We start from the raw sequence: 18,767 nt of genomic DNA, 5'->3' as shown, positions 1-18,767 counted from the left end.
GCCCAGGAGCAATGATGACGCCCGCCAAACCGCAGCTGCTCAAGGCGCGACTGGAAAATCTGCACCCCACCCAATTGACTGTCGGCAAGGTCGAGGTCGAACTCAAGCGCAAGCATTGGAGCCAACTCGGCAAGAAGGCCCGTGCGGCGGCACTGGCCGAGCACTGGTTTCCCGGGGTGCTGGGGCCGGATCAGCGGTATTACATCGTCGATCATCATCATTTTGGCCTGGCCCTGCTCGAAGAAGAGGTCAGTAGGGTCCGCCTGTTGCTGCTCAAGGACCTTTCCTGGCTGACGCCGGCGCACTTCTGGCCGGTGCTGGATCACCATCAGTGGGTACACCCCTACGACGACAAGGGCCAGCGCCGCGACTTCTCGGCCATACCCCCTCGGCTCACGCAATTGCAGGACGACCCTTACCGCAGCCTGGCCGGCGAGTTACGCCGCCAGGGCGGATACGCCAAGGATGCGACGCCATTCAGTGAGTTTCTCTGGGCCGACTATTTGCGCCCGCGTATCGCACTCAAGCGCATCGTTGCGGATTTTCCCCAGGCACTGGCCAGAGCCATGAAGCTGGCGCGCCTGCAGGATGCCCGCTACCTGCCGGGGTGGTCGGGAGTCATCAACGGATGACCGGGAACTGATTGATGACACGCCTCGGCTCGCCTGCGCAACAAGCATCGATCGCCGTACGACGCGGCGCGGATCTGGTGGCTGGGCTGTCGATCGCCGGGTTGCTGCTGCCGGAGGCGGTCGCCTACTCGAGCATCGCCGGGTTGCCGCCACAACAGGGTATCATTGCGCTGTTCGCCGGCCTGACCGGTTATTTCCTGGCGGGCAGCAGCCGTTTTGCGATCGTCTCGGCGACCTCTTCCTCGGCGGCGGTGCTGGCCGCCGCGACGGCGGACATCGCCCCGAACGATCCCACTCTGCGGCTGACCCTGGGGGCCGGTCTGGTGCTGATCACGGCGCTGTTCTTTTTGCTGGCCGCGCTGGCGCGGCTGGGCAGTGTGACCAACTTCATCGCCAAGCCCGTATTGCGCGGTTTTGCCTTTGGCCTGGCCATCTTCATTATCGTCAAACAACTGGCCAGCGTCGTCGGCGTCAATCCCGAGCACACCGACCTGCCGCGTTTCGCCTATGGCCTGTTGCGCGCCTTGCCCCAGTGGAACCTGGTCGGTATCGCGATCACCGCACTGGCGTTGGCATTGCTCTTTCTGTGCGAGCGCTGGCGGCGGGTACCCGGCGGTCTGCTGGTCATCGTGCTGAGCATCGGCGCGGTGCGAGCGCTTGACCTGCAGCAATACGGCGTGCACCTGGTGGGCGACATCGACCTGCAGATGGCGTGGCCAACATGGCCACAACTGTCGCCGGCGCAATGGCTGCGCCTGGGCGAACTGGGGTTGGCGATGGTGCTGATCCTCTATGCCGAGTCCTACGGCTCGATACGCAGCCTGGCGATCAAGCACGGTGAAAGCGTGCAGCCTGACCGCGACCTTCTGGCGCTGGGCATCAGCAACCTGGCCTCAGGGCTGCTGCACGGCATGCCGGTGGGGGCAGGCTATTCCGCCAGCGCCGCCAACGAGGCTGCTGGTGCTGTGTCGCGCTGGGCAGGCGGCATCGCCACGCTGGTGTTGTTGCTGATCGTACTGACCCTGTTGCCGAGCATCGCCCTGACGCCGGAACCGGTGCTGGCAGCAATCGTCATCCATGCGCTCAGAAACGCGCTGAACCCGGCCAGCCTGCGCCCTTATTTCCTCTGGCGGCGCGATCGTCTGGTGGTAATTGTGGCCATCTTCGGCGTGCTGTTACTGGGCGTGCTGGGCGGTCTGCTGGCGGCCATCGCAATCAGTCTGATACTGATGCTGCGCCGCTTCGCCCAGTCGGGTGTCTCAGTCCTCGGGCGGCTTGGCGAGGGGCATGACTTCGTCAGTCTGGAGCAACATCCGCAGGCGCGGCAGATTCCTGGGCTGCTGATCCTGCGGCCGGACGAGCCCCTGTTTTTCGCCAATGCCGAACGCATTCTCAACCAGTCGCAGCACTTGGTCGCTACAACCCGGACGTCGCTGCACACGGTGATTCTCAGCCTGGAGGAGTCACCGGATCTGGACAGCTCCAGTCTGGAAGCGCTTGAAAATTTCCTTACCGTCCAGGAAACGCGAGGGCTGCGCGTGCTGCTGGCGCGCCTCAAACCGGCCTCGCTGACGCTGCTCGGGCGAGTGATGCCGACGCGACTGGCCAGCGCCACGTTTACCGACCTGAGCGTCGACGATGCAGTGGCCGAGGCGCTGCATGCCCTGGAGGCGGCGCCGCGCTAGGTGGCGGCGCCGACATTTCAAATGCAACGAGGCATGGACCAGCGCATCTTCATTCAGATGCAAACGACGGTCGTTCCGCGAACCATGCCACCGCCAGCTCCTTGAACGCCTCGGCCGAAGGCGTCAGCGGATAGCGCTGATCATGCGCCAGTACGATGCTATGCGCTGGCAATGTCTCCTGAGTCGGCCGACATACCAGCGGTTGACCATCATAACTACGGTCACCGAATGGCCGGGTATAAATCAGCGCCACGCCAAACCCATTGGCGACGAGGCTACGCTGCAACTCGAAAGTGCGCACACGGTGCACAACGGCGGGTGAAAGATCGTAAAAGCTGAACAGATCCAGCACATGCTGCCAACTGTGGACCTGATCGGTGACTACCAGGGTGTATTCGGATAGCGCTTTGAGACTGACACGCGACTCCTTGGCCAACGGGTGATCGGCCGACAGCAGTACCTGAGCGGTCAGTTGACAGAGCTGAGTACATTGAGTGTTCGGCGGTAATCCCAGATCGTAGGTGATTGCCAACTCTATCGCACCCTCGCCAAGCCGCTTGCCAACATAATCGAAGCTGCCTTCACGCATATCGACAGTGACCCGTGGGCAGGACTCCTGCATCCGGCGGACGATTTGTGGCAGGCAATAAGGCGCCAGATCTTCAAAACATCCAACCACCAATTCTCCGACACACTCTCCTGCATTGGCATTGATTTCGGCAAAGATCCGAGCCTCTGCCAGAACTCGGCGGGCCTGGACCATGACGGTACGCCCGAATGGGGTCAGCGATATGCCGAGCCCACGTTGGCGTACGAAAATTGATTGACCAAGCACTTCCTCCAATTCGGTGATGGCCGCCGAGATGGAGGGTTGTGAAACATGAAGCTCCATGGCGGCAGTCGTCAGGTTGCCGTGCTTGGCCGCTGCGAGCGCATAGCGAAGTTGCCGCAGTGTGAACTTCATAGCTTTTTCCGTTGTGATACATCAGGACATATTATTTTATCCTTTTTTGAGGTTGTGAAATATTTCTTTGGTGCATTGGGCCGGATGCCCCTCGACTACCGCAATCAATGTTCTTGTTTGGGAGCGTCACAATGAAAATTACAAAGGCTCTGCTGACCACGACACTTTCTTTCGGGCTGCTGGCGGCCACTGGCGTCAGCCAGGCGGCCGGTTGGTGCGAGTCTGGCAAACCGGTGAAATTCGCCGGTTTGAACTGGGAAAGCGGGATGCTGCTCACTGACGTGATGCAGTTCGTGCTGAAGAATGGTTATGGCTGTGACACCGATAGCCTGCCGGGCAACTCCATCACCATGGAAAACGCCCTGAGCAGCAACGATATTCAGGTGTTTGCCGAAGAGTGGGTGGGGCGCAGCGAGGTCTGGAACAAGGCTGCGGCTGCCGGCAAGGTCGTTGGCGTCGGCTCGCCGGTCGTTGGCGCGGTCGAAGGCTGGTATGTGCCGCGTTATGTGGTCGAAGGCGATGCCAAGCGCAAACTCGAAGCCAAGGCACCGAACCTCAAGTCAATCGCCGATCTGGGGCAATACGCCCAGGTATTCAAGGATCCGGAAGAACCGGACAAGGGGCGCTTCTACAATTGCCCGGCCGGCTGGACCTGCGAGCTGGACAACAGCGAGATGCTCAAGAGCTACGGCCTGGAAAGCACCTATACCAACTTCCGCCCGGGCACCGGCCCGGCACTGGATGCCGCCGTATTGTCGAGCTACAAGCGTGGCGAGCCGATCCTGTTTTACTACTGGTCGCCGACGCCGCTGATGGGCCAGGTCGACCTGGTCAAGCTGGACGAGAAGCCAGGCGTGGATAAATCCGTGACCATCAAAGTGGGTCTGTCGAAGACCTTCCACGAGCAGGCGCCGGAACTGGTGGCGGTGCTGGAAAAGATCAATCTGCCGATCAATCTGCTGAACCAGAACCTGGGGCGCATGACCAAAGATCGTATCGAATCGCCTGATCTGGCCAAGATGTTCCTCAAGGAACACCCTGAAGTCTGGCACAGCTGGGTCAGCGAAGACGCAGCCAAAAAGGTAGACGCGGCACTTTGATCTTGTGGGCTCGTCCGACTCCCGCCGGATGAGCCACTCGACCGTCCGCTTCATACGCTTGCTCGAGAGAATCCTATGTTTCCCAAAAACTTTACGTTTTCCATCGCCGACTGGGTCAATGGCTGGGTCGATGCGCTGGTAACCAACTACGGTGACGTGTTCCGGCACATCTCCGACACCCTGTTGTGGGCCATCGTCAACCTCGAAGGCCTGCTGCGCGCAACGCCCTGGTGGCTGATGCTGGCCATCGTCGCCGGTATTGCCTGGCACGCCACCCGGCGCATCGTTCCAACGGTGGTCATTGTCGGCCTGTTGTTCCTGGTCGGAGCCGTGGGGCTGTGGGACAAGCTGATGCAGACCCTGGCGCTGATGCTGGTAGCAACGCTGATATCGGTCCTGGTCGGCATTCCGCTGGGTATCCTGTCGGCGCGCAGCGATCGCCTGCGGGCGGTATTGATGCCGCTGCTCGACATCATGCAGACCATGCCCAGCTTCGTGTACCTGATCCCGGTACTGATGCTGTTCGGCCTGGGCAAAGTGCCGGCGATCTTCGCCACCGTCATCTATGCCGCCCCGCCGCTGATTCGCCTGACCGACCTGGGCATCCGCCAGGTGGATGGCGAGGTCATGGAGGCGATCAATGCCTTCGGTGCCAATCGCATGCAACAACTGTTCGGCGTGCAGCTGCCACTGGCGTTGCCGAGCATCATGGCCGGCATCAACCAGACCACCATGATGGCCCTGTCGATGGTGGTTATCGCGTCGATGATCGGTGCCCGTGGCTTGGGTGAAGACGTCCTGGTCGGCATCCAGACCCTGAACGTGGGCCGCGGCCTCGAAGCGGGCCTGGCCATTGTGATTCTGGCGGTTGTGATCGACCGCATTACCCAGGCCTATGGCCGGCCACGGCATGGGGTGGGCAAATGAGCGCTGTGCAGACGATGAACAAGATCGAAGTCAAAAACGTCTTCAAGATATTCGGTGCTCGCGCCGAAGATGCCCTGAAACTGATCCGCCAGAAAAAAGCCAAGGATCAGGTCCTGGCCGAAACCGGCTGCGTGGTCGGGGTCAACGACCTCTCGTTGTCCATCGGCAGCGGTGAGATCTTCGTGATCATGGGCCTGTCGGGCTCGGGCAAGTCGACTCTGGTGCGTCACTTCAACCGCTTGATCGACCCGACCAGCGGCGAGATCCTGGTCGATGGCGAGGACATTCTGCGCTATGACAAGGACGCCCTGCGCGAATTCCGCCGGCACAAGATCAGCATGGTGTTCCAGAGCTTCGGTCTGTTGCCGCACCGCACCGTGCTGGACAACGTCGCTTACGGCCTGAAAGTCCGTGGCGAGAGCAAGGCCATGTGCGCCGAGCGTGCCCTGCACTGGATCAACACCGTGGGCCTCAAGGGGTACGAAAGATCGTACCCGCACCAGTTGTCGGGCGGTATGCGTCAGCGCGTCGGCCTGGCCCGCGCCCTGGCTGCCGACACTGACATCATCCTGATGGATGAAGCCTTCAGTGCGCTCGACCCGCTGATCCGCGCCGAAATGCAGGACCAGTTGCTCGAGCTGCAGAAAACCCTGCACAAGACCATCGTGTTCATTACCCATGACCTCGATGAAGCGGTGCGTATCGGCAACCGAATTGCCATTCTCAAGGACGGTCGCCTGATCCAGGTCGGCACGCCGAAAGAAATCCTCTACCAGCCTGCGGACGAATACGTCGATCGTTTCGTGCAGCGCCGCGTAGCATCGCTTTAAGGAACCGCGTGTATGTCGATTGTCGAAAAAATCATCATCGCCGACGCGCCAGTTCGCTGGCAGGACGTGGTGGCCGTGGCCCGGCATGGGGCGAAGCTTGAGCTGGCCCCATCGGCCTGGGCGCGGATCGAGAACGCCCAGGCGATCGTCCAGCGCATCGTCGTCAGCGGTGAGCGCGCCTATGGCGTCAACACGGGGCTTGGCGCCTTGTGCAATGTCTCGTTGCAGGACGAGCAACTCAGCCAGCTGTCGCGCAACACCTTGCTCAGCCATGCCTGTGGCGTGGGTACGGCGCTGTCGGACGAACAGACCCGGGCGATAATCTGCGCGGCGATCATCAACTTCTGCCAGGGCCGTTCAGGCCTGCAGCGCAAGGTGGTCGAGGCGCTGCTGACCTTGCTCAACCAACACGTCACCCCGCAGGTCCCGAAACAGGGGTCGGTGGGGTATCTGACCCACATGGCGCATATCGGCATCAGCTTGCTGGGCGTCGGCCAGGTCAGCTATCGCGGCCAGATCGTGCCGGCGCAGCAAGCCTTGGCCGAGGTTGGCCTGGCGCCGGTCGAACTGGGTGCCAAGGATGGTCTGTGCCTGGTCAACGGCACCCCTTGCATGACCGGCCTGAGCTGCCTGTCTTTGGACGACGCCACTCGGTTGAACCAATGGGCGGACGTTATCGGCGCCATGAGCTTCGAGGCGCTGCGCGGCCAACTCGATGCCTTCGACCCTGAAATCATCGCGATGAAACCGCACCCCGGTATGCAGCGCGTGGGCAGCAACTTGCGTCGCCTGCTCGACGGCAGCGAAGTCATTGCCAGCAGCCATGGCATTCGCACCCAGGACGCCTTGAGCATTCGCTCGATTCCGCAGGTGCATGGCGCCGCGCGCGATCAGCTGGAACACGCTGCGAGGCAGATCGAAACCGAACTGAACTCCACGACCGACAACCCGATGTTGCTGGGTACACCCGAGTCGTATCGAGTGGTTTCCCAGGCCAATCCGCACGGCCAGTCCGTGGCCATGGCGGCCGACCTGCTGGCGATCGCCGTGGCCGAGATCGGGGCGATTGCCGAGCGTCGTCTCGATCGCCTGATCAACCCATTGGTCAGCGGTTTGCCGGCCTTCCTGGTCAGTCAACCGGGCGTGAATTCGGGCATGATGATTGTCCAGTACGTGGCCGCCTCGCTGTGTGCAGAAAACCGTCAGCTGGCACAACCGGCAGTCATCGACAACTACGTCACCTCAGGTCTGCAGGAAGATCATCTGAGCATGGGCACCAATGCCGGGTTGAAGCTGAACCGCGCGCTGGAGAACTGCACACAGATCCTCGCCATCGAATACCTGTTGGCGGCACAGGCATTCGAGTTCCTCAAGGAGCAGCGCTTTGGCGCAGGTACCGACATTGCCTGGCGGTTATTACGCGAACGCGTCCCGGCCTATGCCCAGGACCGTTGGCTGGCCCCGGATATCGCCAGCAGTGCATCGATCCTGAAGGATCCCGGTTTGCTTGGGGCTACATTCCCCGGGTTGCTGTGACGGATGTAGAGCTGCTACCGGCGGGTCGGACGGATCAGGGGACAACTGGAGTGTCGGACACCAAGTCGATCAGTTGCCCGCTGATCTTGCCAGCGGTGCAGGTCACACAACCCATGCTGATCGGCAACTTGAACCGTCGGGGCCCGGCACTCCCCGGGTTGATATAGAGCACTCCATCTTCTTCATGGATGCACGGTTTATGAGAGTGCCCCGTTACGACCACTTGCACGCCTTCTGGTAGCGGCTCAGGAACATCTTTGCGTTCGTGAGTGACAAGAAGGGTAATGCCTTTCAGCTTGACGATTTCGACCTTTGGCAAGTGCTGCGCCCAATCCTGGTGGCGGTCTATGTTGCCGCTGCTGCAAGGCAGCCAAGACCTCAGGTTTTCCGATATCGCCTGCGTGGATGATGTGATCGCAGCCTTGCAGGGCAGCCAGAGCTTGAGGCCTGAGCAGTCCATGGGTGTCAGATATAAGGCCGATCTTCATGAGTGCTCCAGCGCGTTGGTGAGGCTCCTGTCCGAGGCTTACGCAGGGGGGAGTGCACGTGAACAGTTAACGTCATGACAACAAAAAAGGGCAACATGTGGGCATTAAAAAGCCGGCTTGTGGCCGGCGAGTCCCTGGAGCGGAGAGTTTGCTCGGGTTTTGCGTCTTGTAGAACCAGAACGTTTGCCGGGTGGCTCTGTGTGCCGTTTGCGGCTAGCTTACGAACAGAGTGCGACGGATTGCGTCGTGGCCAGCACGTTCTGCCGCGAAGCCACCGTGCTCGCCACATTCTTGACTTGACCAATCGGTCAATAGGCCGCCGCCGCGCGCTGCAGTGTCTCGCCGATCTGAGTCCGAAGCTCGACCGGCTGCTCCACCACCATCGCATCGCCCTGGGACAGAATCCACCAGTGCAACTGCCATGTGTTGCTCAGCGTCGAGCGCACCCGATAGCCGTCCTCCAACTGCTCCAGTGTCATGTCCGGGCTCAACGGAGTCTCCCGAATCAAGCGTGCCTGTCGCTCGCTCACCCATGCCTGAAACTGAATCTTTGCCGGCGTTCCGAACTGCAGGGCGTCGCTGGCCAGGTACGCGCTCAGGTCGAAACCCTGCAATCCCTCTACAGGTTTATCGAGCTGATTGACGATGCGAAAACGATGCACCGCAAACTGGCGCACATCGGTGTACGGATGCGCAGTTGCAATCAGATAGGTCACCAACCCACGCTGCACCATCGCCAGCGGATTAAGCGTCATCGCGCTCAACTTGTCGGTGTGCGCTGAGTAATACTGGCATTGCACCTGACGCTCATTTAGTAGCGCTTTTTGCAATGCCTCCAGCAGCTCCGGGTCGATGTCCGGTGCCTGCAAGTTCAGGTCCGGCCGCACACTGGCGACCTTCTCCAACCAACGGGCAGCCGGGTTATCGTCCTCCAATCCCTTGAGCTTCTGCCGCGCATGAACGAAGCGCGGTTCCAGCACGTTGAGCATACTGGCGGGTAACAACGGACGGATCGCGTCTGCAACCAATGTCAGGCTCAAGGCTTCGGTCAGAGTAATGCCCTGCAACTCCACATTCACACCAGGCATCCAGTACCAGGCTTGCGGTGTGAGGTCGTCGTTGCACTGCAACGGAAATACCAGCGACAGATCAATCAAATCACGCTCGACAGTGCGCCGGCTGATCTTGAAACCAGAAGACTCAAGACGCGCTAGCAACTCGGTCACTGTGATACCGGTTTCACGCTTGGGCAGATGCTTGAGCAGTTCCCACTGGCGGCTAACCGTGGAATGCGATTTGGCTGAAGGCACGGGGATGTCCTTGTGCAGGGGCTTGGAGGGCGAAAAGGGTGCTACGCCTTGACCACCGGGTAACAGGCATCGCCCCAAAGTGTTCTCGGGTTGTCCAGCATCAGCAGAATCACCAGCGGCACAAGCTTGCCGAGCAGCTTGGTACAGTCGCGTAACTGGGTGCGATTGACACTGCCTTCCCACGTGGCACCGCCATGGATCAGTTGGTTGCGCAAGGTATAGATGCGGTTGAACATCACCCCCAGCACCTTCGCTGTATCGCGGTCAGCCAGCGCTGTATGCGCGGTGCGTTTGCCGCTGCGCAGGCGCTCTTCCCACATGACTTCGGTGATCTTGCCGTTCTGGAAATCCCAGAAACTCTGAAACACGTAAGGGTTGTCCAGCAAAGCACGGATGCTGCCAGGGAACTCCGACCACACCAGTTTTTCGATCAGATGTTCGGTGTCCAGCATGCAGAGTTTTTGCAGGAAGGCCTTGAACGCCTCCTGCTCGGACAACCGATGATGCTCATCGATATCGGTGGCATAGGCGGCGTTGAACGCGATCCAGAGGAAGATGAAACGACCATCCACGTCCTCAGCCTGTTCGGCGCGATTGAGCCAGCTCAGGGCTCGATGAACCCGCAGGGAAAGATTGGGGTGGTGCGCGTCGCGTTCGTTGCGGTGACGGGTCTTGAGCGACTGGTAATCCATTCCAGGTCTTTCCTTGAGGCTGAGGGGGGCTTCGCCTTGAGTGTCGTTGTTGTATCGGCTGGTGAGGCTTGGGCTTGAGCGTTCAGGGAAACCCATGCGACACAATTTGCCGCGATATGGCGATAGGCTATCACTTATTAAAGTTTTTGATCTACACGCGGATACGTGTTGAGGGCATCCAGGGATGCAGCCATTTCAACCGAAAGCGTTCGCTAGTGACTGTAAGGACGCGCGCGCAAATCGCCGCCTGACTGATGGCTGACCTTGGACGGCGAAAACCAGGGAGTCAGGGCTTAAGGAACCAACATGAAGCGTATCGAACGAGACTTCATCACATTGTTCAACTGCCACTGGTACCAGGATTTTCCTGTCGCAGAAGGCGACTACACCAACCCGGCAGACTGGACTATTCATATCGGGCACGTTGTTAAGACATGCGCGAAACTGTTGGGCGCGCGGGCAGGGTTTGAACAAGGTGGACGTACCGATGCTGTTCTCAAATTTCCGGACGGCAAAATATTGTCGAATGTGGAGTGGGAATGGAACGAGGCGCATAAAGACGATGTCGGCGAGATCGAAAAATTGCTGCTCAGCCATGAAGCCGCTGCCTTCGCCACGTTTATCTCGTACAGTGCCGAGAAGAACCTTGCCGCCACGATCGATAAGGCGGCAAGCCTATGGCGACGCGCAAGCCGACCGCTGATTTTCTTTGTGGTGACTTTCGAAAGGTCGAGTGGCAACCGCGAGTTTCTAGAGCTGCAAACTTATGTTTTTGAGCACGGTAGCTACCGGCTATTTCGCTCGCAACCAGCACTGCCCTGTGACTTAGCGCCGAGTAAATACCTTGAATATGAGGATGGTGAATAAGCAGAGTCAGCTTCTGAGGCGACGACGCAATCTGTCGCGAAGCACGGGCATGCTCAAGCCATTCATCAATAGGAGCAAGCACCGTGCTTAAAAACATCCTGGCCACTGTCGGCGTCTTGGTCATCGCCAAGAAAGGATATGAGGTGTATCGGCATTACAAGGCGATGGAGGCAGAGAACGAATGGTTGCGTAAGCGTCAGGGACCGGCTTAGTGTCTGCCCGTCTTAACACTCTCCCCGGATTTGGCAAGGAAGTCAGCATGAAGCAGTTGGCAGCTTTAACAGTCTCATCGTTGTGGCCGATGATGGGCGAGTTGGGGCCTCTTCGAACGCCCTCGCAACGCTTTTCATTCGCTGTTGAAAGCGTGACACCTGAGCGAGTCAAGGTGCAGGCCGGACAGACAGGGCTGGTTATTCTCAAAGTCGCGTTCGAAGCGGCATTGGAGTATCTGCACGCCAACGACCATCATGCAGGCAATCCGTGTGTGATTGAGTCTGATAATGACCATGAAGAAGCCGGTCCCCTTTGCAAAGCTTCCCGACAGCTCCCCTCTGGGAGATACGGCCAGCGAAACATCACTTATGTACTTCCGATTCTGGAGCAACTGGGGGTTGTGGGCATCAGTCCAAAAAGACCCACTTCCGTCTGGCTGACGAACCGGCCAATGGCTGTCGTGACTGACTGTCAACCGAGAAAAAAACAGCTCATTGACAGCACACATCCAGGACTCCTGACCCCTAACCAGCTGGCTTTCGCCAATCATCTGGTGGAACTGTGGGGTGGGGCGCCAGGATCTTTCGAGCATCGTTATAAAACCAGCAAGCATCACTCTTGGAATCCCTGGAAAGAGCGTGCTCAAGGTGACGACTGGTGGTGTCTGACCCTGGCTCAAGCGGCTGAACATTATTCCTGGCCTGAAAAGCTCGCACCTGAAGACTTTGCCAGTATTGCGAGCCGACTTCGTCAAGCACTCGCGGCGAACGATCATATTGCTGCGCAAACAGCCTGCGAGGATGTATTCAATTGGGGCGGCGTCGCTCGCAGGGAAGACGATGCTTCTCTGATGTGGGTCAAGGCGCAAGCCGCTGCCAAGACCCTATGCCGCTCAATCCTCACTGCCGTCGAACTGCTTCGACCTGAATGCACTGCATCGCTGAAAGCCTTTGACGGCAAGAACCTGCTCATGAACTCCGCGATGACCAAGATTTACGCAGCGGCTGACCCTGACAACATCATTATCTACGATGGCCGGGTGGGCGCTGCATTAGGGTTGTTGGCGCGCCTCTGGTTATCGGAAAATGGACTGCGTGTCGTACCGGCAGACCTTGCTTTTCGCTGGGGGCCAAATACCAAAACGGCCAACAATAAGACGGAAACGCGTGATCCCTCGCGTGATAAGTTCGAATTTGTTTCGCTTTATAAAGCCAGCACCTTGGCAGCGAACCAAACCGAGTATTGGGCCGGTCTTGTCCGTATTACCAACCGTATTCTGCAAGAGGTGCGCTCGGTGCTTGCTGCTCAAGGGCGGGTAGTGACCCTGCTGAAGCTGGAGCGGGCATTGTTCATGATTGGCTATGACGTCCGTTAGCCGATGGCGACAGTCAACCAATAGTCCACCGAAATCTGCTGCGGCTCGGTCGGCGGTAGAGCATAGGAGGTCAGAGTGGAGTTCCAGGCTCAACAGTTGCGCGATGCTTCCAGCATTGTTGTTTTCTCAGGCGCCGGTATTTCCGCGGAAAGTGGCATCCCCACGTTCCGCGATGCCTTGACCGGGCTGTGGGAACGCTTTGACCCTGTCGCCCTGGCCACTGCACAAGCCTTTCGCAATAATCCTGCCCTGGTGTGGGGCTGGTACGAATGGCGGCGTGCCAAGGTGTTGGCGGCACAACCGAACGCCGCGCACCTGGCGATAGCCAAACTGGCTACGCGAGTTCCCAAGCTTACCGTTGTCACCCAAAACGTCGATGACTTGCTAGAGCGCGCCGGCTGCCCTGATGTATTGCATTTGCACGGCAGCCTTGGCTCGCCGCGCTGCTTCGCCTGCGCGCGGCCCTATGAGTTCAAAGGTGATCAACTCGATGAGCCAGAGGAGGGGCGCAGCATCGAACCGCCCCGCTGCCTGCATTGCAACGGCAAAGTGCGGCCGGGCGTCGTCTGGTTTGGCGAATCGCTACCGGATGACGTGTGGCGCACCGCGGTGGCAGCAGCAAGGGATTGTGATTTGTTGCTGTCGGTGGGCACTTCGGGGCTGGTACAGCCAGCGGCCGAGATTCCGCAGATCGCCCTGCAACATGGGTCGCGGGTGGTGCACATCAATGTGCAGCCGGAGGCGGTAGTGGGGGAGCGTGAGTTCAACCTGGTCGGCAAGGCAGCAGAGGTTCTGCCGCGGCTGGTGGAGCAAGCCTTTGGATAGCGAGCAAGGCGAGTCGCTATCGGCTTCTCGCAAGTTGTCGCATTCATCCCGCTCAGTGGATGAACCCAATAGGACGCTGCAGCCCCGCAGACTTCAGCCGACACTCCGCCAACAATGCAGCAGCCAACTCGTCAGCACTTGCGAACGGCTTGAAGCGCCCGCGCCGCGCCACTGCCGCAAAGTCACCCGGAGTCAGACGCCCCTCACCCTGTAGCCGCTGCCCAGCGGCCTGTTTCGGATCCTTGAGCCCCAGCACGTTCAGATGCGCAGCGAACAACGCCAGCGACTGGGCCTGCGTCAGATAGCCAAAATGCACCTTCAAATCGAAGCGGCGCAGTGAAGCCTCATCCAGGTCGCAAATCAAGTTGGTGGACGCAATGAATAGCCCGCTGTAGCCCTCCATCTGCGTGAGCATCTCGTTCACTGTGGTCACCTCCCAGCTCTGCCGCGCCTTGCCGCGGTCCTGCAGAAAACTGTCGACCTCATCGAGCAGCAGCACTGCGTCTTCCTGCTGGGCGCGTTCGAAGGCGCCAGCCAGGTTCTGCTCGGTCATGCCCACGTAGGGCGAGACCAGGTCGGACACTCGTTTGACCATCAGCGGCTTATCCAACTCCTGGGCCAGCCAGCGCCCGAACGCGGTTTTGCCGGTGCCAGGCGGGCCGTAGAAACAAAGTCGTGCCTGGGGATGGGCGCGCAGCCCCTCGACCAGACCGGCGAGTGGCAGGTCGGCGTTGATCCATTCCGGCGAATAGAAGCTTGGCAAGCCATTGGCGTCGTTGTGCGGCAACTTGGCGAAACCTTGGGCCTTCAGGGTGGCGTCGACGATGCAGCGGATGGTGCCGTCCAAGGCCTTGCCCGCGCGCTGCGATACATTGCGTCCCACTCGCACTGCACGCTCCAGCACCGCCGGGGTGACTTGCCCATGAGCCGACAGATGCTCGACCAACTCATCGCCCAGCTTGCCGGCACCACAGTCGCGCAACAGTCGCTCGCGCTGCGCCAACGGTGGGTTAGGCGCCTCGATCACCAGATCGAAGCGGCGGATATGTGCAGCGTCGATCGCCTCGATGCTATTACTCAGCCAGAAGCACGGCAGTGCGTTCTCCTCCAGCATGCGATTGATCCAGGCCTTTTGGGAGCGGCTGCTGATATCGAAGGTGGCGGTTTGGAAGATATCCTCGATCTCGTCCAGTACCAGCAGGGCCCGCTGCGCGTGCAACACGCTGTTGGCCGCACGCAGTGAACACAATCGCTGCTGTGGGTGAAGTGGGTCGCCATAACTATTGGTGCACGCCACCTCGTAAAGCGCACTGTTCAGACTCTTGGCGATAAAGCGGCTCAGCTGGGTCTTGCCGGTTCCCGGCGGTCCGTAGAGCAGGATGTTCACCCCGTTGCGCCCCTGCGCCAACGCCTTGGCCAGGTACCGTTCGGCGATATCGAGCGGTTGCTTCACGTGGCCGTAGTGCTCGCGACCCAGCGTGCCTGGCGGGCTCAAGCGAAATGCATAGGCAAACAACTCAAGCGGCGAACCTTGGCTGAAACGCAACAGCCCGGGCAGCTCCTGGTTACTCACAGACAGCATCGTACTGAGCATCATGGAGGACGGGCGATGGCCAGTTCCCAGATCCAACAACCCGGCGCGCACCAACTGGCTGTCGCGCCCCAGGCAGATTCTGACCTCCGTCAGCGGCAAGCCCAACAACACCGACAATGATTTGAGTGCGCGGTTGTAGCCCAACATGCCCAACTGGTCGGTGGCATCGCTGAGCACTGGATCGTTGTGCATCAGCACGCAAAAGCCCAACACCCGCAATTCAGCTTCGCTCAACTCCAGCAGGGTGCCCAACGCCTGGAGGTTCTTTGCCAAACGGTCAGGGTAAGGCGCATCGGGATAGTCGACCTTGAATGCGCGCGCACCCTGGCGCAATGCCTTGAGCGCCTGTACCGCGTCGTATTCATTGCCATCTACCCACTTCGCCAGCCCCAGTTCCCGAGCCAGTTCGTCATCGTTGAATCCGTGGCGGCCGATGAAGGTGCGGTGGCCACCAAGGTCCAACATCAGTTGGAAACTCCACTTCAGCGAGAGTACGCAGGTGTCGGCGGCACGCAGGCTGTCGTGGGCGAAAGGGGTGAGTCGGGTTGGCATATGGGGTGTCCTGACGCTTGGGAGAGGACAGGATGGGGGCAAGGGTAGTCAGAATGTGTCGTGTGATGAAGTCAGGCGCGTAGCGATTCAAAGGAAGATGAGCGCCGGGCTGAAGGAAATGTTGCCCAGACACAAAGTTCGTTAAGCCTTCACTGCGCTATTGGCAGGGAAGGAGAGGTTGATTACCTGGACCCAGGTAATCAACCGACTTGCCAACTAATCACTCATACAGCCACGGCCTCAATTCCCTGAGGTTCGTCACCACAATCTGCTGCGCCTCAGGGGTGGGGTCCAGGTTTCTGTGGTCGATCTGATAACGCTGCAATACATACTTCACCAACGCCCTGCGGCTGGGCACCACTAGCTGGCCATCAACCATGCCGAAGTCGGTTTCAATGATCGCCTTCTGCGCTGCGCTCAATCGCTCATCGGGCGCGATAATGACCGGTATCTCGGTATTCCAGTCTTCATCCAGCTCACGGGTGTTCTGCGATGCGTCGAGCAAATCCGGCCGACCGCGCAGACGGCTGAGCACAAAGTCCCGGTACTGGCCGTTCTTTTCGCAGTACGCCCGCACATGCCAGCGCATGCCGGTGTAGACCAGCGTGTGCGGCGCTATGAGGCGAATTTCCACGTTCGGCGTATTGAGCGACACGTACTCGGTTTCCAGGCGCAGGCCGTCGCGACAGGCCTTGAGCAGTGGGCGCAGAATCTCGGGGTGAATCGGCCGGTCCGGTACTTCCAGCACCTTGGTATGGGCATACGCCAGGGCCAGCCCGTCTATGTGCGGAGCACGTTCGTTGTTCTGGTAAAGCAGGTGCAGATAGGCGCTGGCGCTGTCGTCAATGAACTTGGGCTTGAAATGCTTGCTGGGGACATAGCCCTTGAGCTGCTTGTCATAGGCCAGGTTTTTCGGCGCATGGTCGGTGATGTAGGTATTGATGTCCTTGGACGCCTGCTGGCGGCTGATACCGAAACTCTGAATCAAATGCCCTGTGGTCAGCCGGCCTTCCCACCAGGCGACGGTCTCGATCAGCCTGTAGCGCAGTGCCAGATCCCAGCGTACCTGCTCGATGGTTTGCTTGCGTTTCATTCCCCCTCCCTGTGTGCGGCTGCTTTAACGGCACCACTCTACAATAAAGTCCTGTCGTTGCAGGCGACATATCGTCAAGTTTTCATAAGACCTTCGAGACGGCGCCTTCCATAGCAGCTTCCATGTGTAAAGTTTAAGGACTCATGTTGCCGGAGGCGCGGTTCAAACCCTTGCCTGGTGCAGCCGACGCGGGCATGTGTGATCCCGCTTCGATCAGGCTTTCCTGTCTGGCGTTGGCCCTCTCTCAAGCGATGGCAAAAAGCTATTTTTGCCAAGGCGTGTCGACTCCCCGCAGATTTTTCATGCGCTTTCATATGCTTGATTTCTTTACCTGTATAAGTCTACATTCTAGACCTGTCGCCAAACACGACATATCGTGTGACTGTCTTCGAGATTAATCGAACTCATGGAAGGAAGTGGACATGACAACTTTGGACGCGGTTTCGACAGGTGCATCGCTGGTGCTCGCGCTCATTCTGCTGGTGCTGTTGCTGCAGTACCTGCGCTTGCGTGACATCTGGCAATTGCTGCTGGGCGCACGGGATTTCACCCGCTGGGCGCGCATCTGGGAAACGGAAAACCGCGAACTGCGCTCGGCCTTGCGGGCAGAAAAAGCCCAGGTCGAGGAGTTGAAGGAAAAACTGACGGTGTTGCAGGCCTCGGTACCCACAGCGTGAAAGGAAAGGACATGAACAGACTGGAACGGATCAAGGGTTGCCTGCTCGGTGGTGCCGTCGGCGATGCGCTCGGTGCACCGGTGGAGTTTCTGGAATGGCCGGTGATCGAGGCCAAGTACGGCCGCCACGGCATTGTCGACTTCGCCCCGGCGTACGGCGTTACCGGCGCCATCACCGATGACACCCAGATGATGCTCTTCACTGCCGAAGGCCTGCTGCGGGCCTTTGTGCGAGGCAGCGCGGGCGGGGATTGCCATGTTCCCAGCGTCATCCACCATGCCCTGCTGCGCTGGCTGCTGACCCAGGATTACCCCGCGCCGATAGCCGTCAGCCAGGATGGCTGGCTGATCGAGCAACCGGCCCTGTGGTCACGCCGCGCCCCGGGCACCACCTGCCTCACGGCACTGAAGGCCAGCCCACGACTGGGTGCCGTCGCCGAAAACAACAGCAAGGGCTGTGGCGCCCTGGTACGCGCCGCGCCCTGCGCATTCTTCGCCAACGCTTTCGACTACGCCGTCCAATCCGGCCGCCTGACCCATGGGCACCCGACGGGCTACCTGGCCGCCGGCCTGTTCGCCGACATCCTCCAGCGCCTGGTCGACTGGCAAGACAGCCTCGAACACGCCATCAGCGAAAGCCTGGCCAAACAAGGACAAAAGCCCGGCATGGAACAAACCCGCAGCCTCATCGAGCGCGTGCTGTTCTACTTCTACGAAGGCTACCAACCCACCCCACAACGCATCGCCGAGCTCGGCGGCGGCTGGATCGCCGAAGAAGCCCTGGCCATCGGGCTGTGGTGCGCGTTGTTCGCCGACTCATTGGAAAGCGGCGTCATCACCGCCGTAAACCACGGCGGCGACAGCAGGAGCACCGGCCTGATCACCGGCCACCTGCTCGGCGCGCAATACGGCGCCGCCGCCATCCCGGCGCGCTGGTTCGCGCAGCTGGAACTGCGCGAGGTGATCGAGCAAATCGCCGAGGACATCGAGCGTGTTCCCCGTGAGTATTGCGGGGTGGGTGGGGAGTTTGATGAACAGATCGAGCGGGCGTATCCCGGTCATTGAGATGAGTAAAGGAGAACAGTAATGCCGATTCCACCGAGGCCTTTTACCGTTGTGTGTGACAAGTGTGGTTGGAAGAAGACCGTGGTGCCTATGAGTGATGCACTGCGGCCGGGGGAGTGGTTTGAGCAGTGCCCGAGGTGCGGGAACAAGGAGTTGAAGATGCGGGCGGCGGGGTGGTTGGAGAAGGCGGTGGCGGAGTTTTTGCGGCGGTGGTGATGGCGGGTGGAAAAATTGCCAGCTGCCCACTCCCACCCGCCCCGTAGGCGTGGGTGGGGCGGCATTCCGATTGCCCGTGATTCGACCGCACAGCGGTCGCCATCGTTTGAATAAAGCGCCCGTGGGT

At 59.7% G+C, this 18,767-nt stretch carries 16 protein-coding genes and 2 pseudogenes; 12 read left to right on the top strand and 6 right to left on the bottom strand.

Annotated features, from left to right (window positions below; all coding sequences use genetic code 11):
* Positions 1-14: 14 nt before the first annotated feature.
* The gene (locus F2S13_RS17625; protein WP_166363115.1) at positions 15-632 is read left to right on the top strand and encodes a ParB-like protein; all 618 of its coding nucleotides are present in this window, start codon (positions 15-17) and stop codon (positions 630-632) included.
* A 14-nt stretch (positions 633-646) separates the two neighbouring features.
* The gene (locus tag F2S13_RS17620; RefSeq protein WP_166363113.1) at positions 647-2,317 is read left to right on the top strand and encodes a SulP family inorganic anion transporter; all 1,671 of its coding nucleotides are present in this window, start codon (positions 647-649) and stop codon (positions 2,315-2,317) included.
* 49 nt (positions 2,318-2,366) lie between these two features.
* Here the strand turns inward: F2S13_RS17620 and F2S13_RS17615 are convergent, their stop codons facing one another.
* A complete protein-coding gene (locus F2S13_RS17615; protein WP_166363111.1) occupies positions 2,367-3,281 on the bottom strand; it encodes a LysR family transcriptional regulator in 915 nt (304 codons plus the stop codon).
* Positions 3,282-3,412: 131 nt separating this feature from the next.
* Here F2S13_RS17615 and F2S13_RS17610 point away from each other — a divergent pair, with 131 nt between their 5' ends.
* The 4 genes from F2S13_RS17610 to F2S13_RS17595 all read left to right on the top strand — a co-directional run bounded on the left by F2S13_RS17610 (position 3,413) and on the right by F2S13_RS17595 (position 7,674).
* Positions 3,413-4,381 carry an ABC transporter substrate-binding protein gene (locus F2S13_RS17610; protein WP_166363109.1) on the top strand — a complete coding sequence of 323 codons (969 nt, stop codon included), beginning with the start codon at positions 3,413-3,415 and terminating at the stop codon, positions 4,379-4,381.
* Positions 4,382-4,456: 75 nt separating this feature from the next.
* Positions 4,457-5,308, top strand: a complete 852-nt coding sequence (locus F2S13_RS17605; protein WP_166363107.1) for an ABC transporter permease — start codon at positions 4,457-4,459, stop codon at positions 5,306-5,308.
* Positions 5,305-6,138, top strand: coding sequence for a quaternary amine ABC transporter ATP-binding protein (locus F2S13_RS17600; protein WP_166363105.1), 834 nt, complete (start codon positions 5,305-5,307; stop codon positions 6,136-6,138). Before F2S13_RS17605 ends, F2S13_RS17600 begins: the two co-directional genes overlap by 4 nt.
* Positions 6,139-6,150: 12 nt before the next feature.
* Positions 6,151-7,674 carry an HAL/PAL/TAL family ammonia-lyase gene (locus F2S13_RS17595; protein WP_166363103.1) on the top strand — a complete coding sequence of 508 codons (1,524 nt, stop codon included), beginning with the start codon at positions 6,151-6,153 and terminating at the stop codon, positions 7,672-7,674.
* A gap of 34 nt (positions 7,675-7,708) precedes the next feature.
* Here the strand turns inward: F2S13_RS17595 and F2S13_RS17590 are convergent.
* The 3 genes and pseudogenes from F2S13_RS17590 to F2S13_RS17580 all read right to left on the bottom strand — a co-directional run bounded on the left by F2S13_RS17590 (position 7,709) and on the right by F2S13_RS17580 (position 10,164).
* Positions 7,709-8,162: pseudogene (locus tag F2S13_RS17590) on the bottom strand (metallophosphoesterase family protein).
* A gap of 311 nt (positions 8,163-8,473) precedes the next feature.
* A pseudogene (locus F2S13_RS17585) lies at positions 8,474-9,472 on the bottom strand (helix-turn-helix transcriptional regulator); the annotation flags it as partial.
* Positions 9,473-9,513: 41 nt separating this feature from the next.
* A complete protein-coding gene (locus F2S13_RS17580) occupies positions 9,514-10,164 on the bottom strand; it encodes a HEPN domain-containing protein (RefSeq protein WP_166363099.1) in 651 nt (216 codons plus the stop codon).
* 306 nt (positions 10,165-10,470) lie between these two features.
* Here F2S13_RS17580 and F2S13_RS17575 point away from each other — a divergent pair, with 306 nt between their 5' ends.
* The 4 genes from F2S13_RS17575 to F2S13_RS17565 all read left to right on the top strand — a co-directional run bounded on the left by F2S13_RS17575 (position 10,471) and on the right by F2S13_RS17565 (position 13,444).
* On the top strand, positions 10,471-11,031 hold the full coding sequence (locus tag F2S13_RS17575; protein WP_178119024.1) for a hypothetical protein: 561 nt from the start codon (positions 10,471-10,473) through the stop codon (positions 11,029-11,031).
* An 83-nt stretch (positions 11,032-11,114) separates the two neighbouring features.
* Positions 11,115-11,243 carry a hypothetical protein gene (locus F2S13_RS29645; RefSeq protein WP_281354563.1) on the top strand — a complete coding sequence of 43 codons (129 nt, stop codon included), beginning with the start codon at positions 11,115-11,117 and terminating at the stop codon, positions 11,241-11,243.
* Between the two features lie 47 nt (positions 11,244-11,290).
* Positions 11,291-12,619 carry a hypothetical protein gene (locus F2S13_RS17570; RefSeq protein ID WP_166363097.1) on the top strand — a complete coding sequence of 443 codons (1,329 nt, stop codon included), beginning with the start codon at positions 11,291-11,293 and terminating at the stop codon, positions 12,617-12,619.
* A 75-nt stretch (positions 12,620-12,694) separates the two neighbouring features.
* Entirely contained in the window at positions 12,695-13,444 is a 750-nt protein-coding gene (locus F2S13_RS17565; protein ID WP_166363095.1) for an NAD-dependent protein deacylase, read from the top strand.
* 52 nt (positions 13,445-13,496) lie between these two features.
* On the opposite strand, the gene F2S13_RS17560 is transcribed toward F2S13_RS17565, so the two are convergent.
* Positions 13,497-15,590, bottom strand: coding sequence for an AAA family ATPase (locus tag F2S13_RS17560; protein ID WP_166363093.1), 2,094 nt, complete (start codon positions 15,588-15,590; stop codon positions 13,497-13,499).
* A 220-nt stretch (positions 15,591-15,810) separates the two neighbouring features.
* Positions 15,811-16,683, bottom strand: coding sequence for a BrxR family helix-turn-helix transcriptional regulator (locus F2S13_RS17555; protein WP_166363091.1), 873 nt, complete (start codon positions 16,681-16,683; stop codon positions 15,811-15,813).
* Between the two features lie 422 nt (positions 16,684-17,105).
* On the opposite strand from F2S13_RS17555, the gene F2S13_RS17550 reads away from it, so the two are divergent.
* The gene (locus tag F2S13_RS17550) at positions 17,106-17,360 is read left to right on the top strand and encodes a hypothetical protein (protein WP_166363089.1); all 255 of its coding nucleotides are present in this window, start codon (positions 17,106-17,108) and stop codon (positions 17,358-17,360) included.
* Between the two features lie 11 nt (positions 17,361-17,371).
* Positions 17,372-18,424, top strand: coding sequence for an ADP-ribosylglycohydrolase family protein (locus F2S13_RS17545; RefSeq protein WP_166363087.1), 1,053 nt, complete (start codon positions 17,372-17,374; stop codon positions 18,422-18,424).
* Positions 18,425-18,767: the final 343 nt, after the last annotated feature.

The organism is Pseudomonas akapageensis (assembly GCF_011355085.1).
GTDB classification, from domain to species: Bacteria; Pseudomonadota; Gammaproteobacteria; order Pseudomonadales; family Pseudomonadaceae; genus Aquipseudomonas; species Aquipseudomonas akapageensis.
This window is presented reverse-complemented; position numbering and strand designations above follow the sequence as displayed.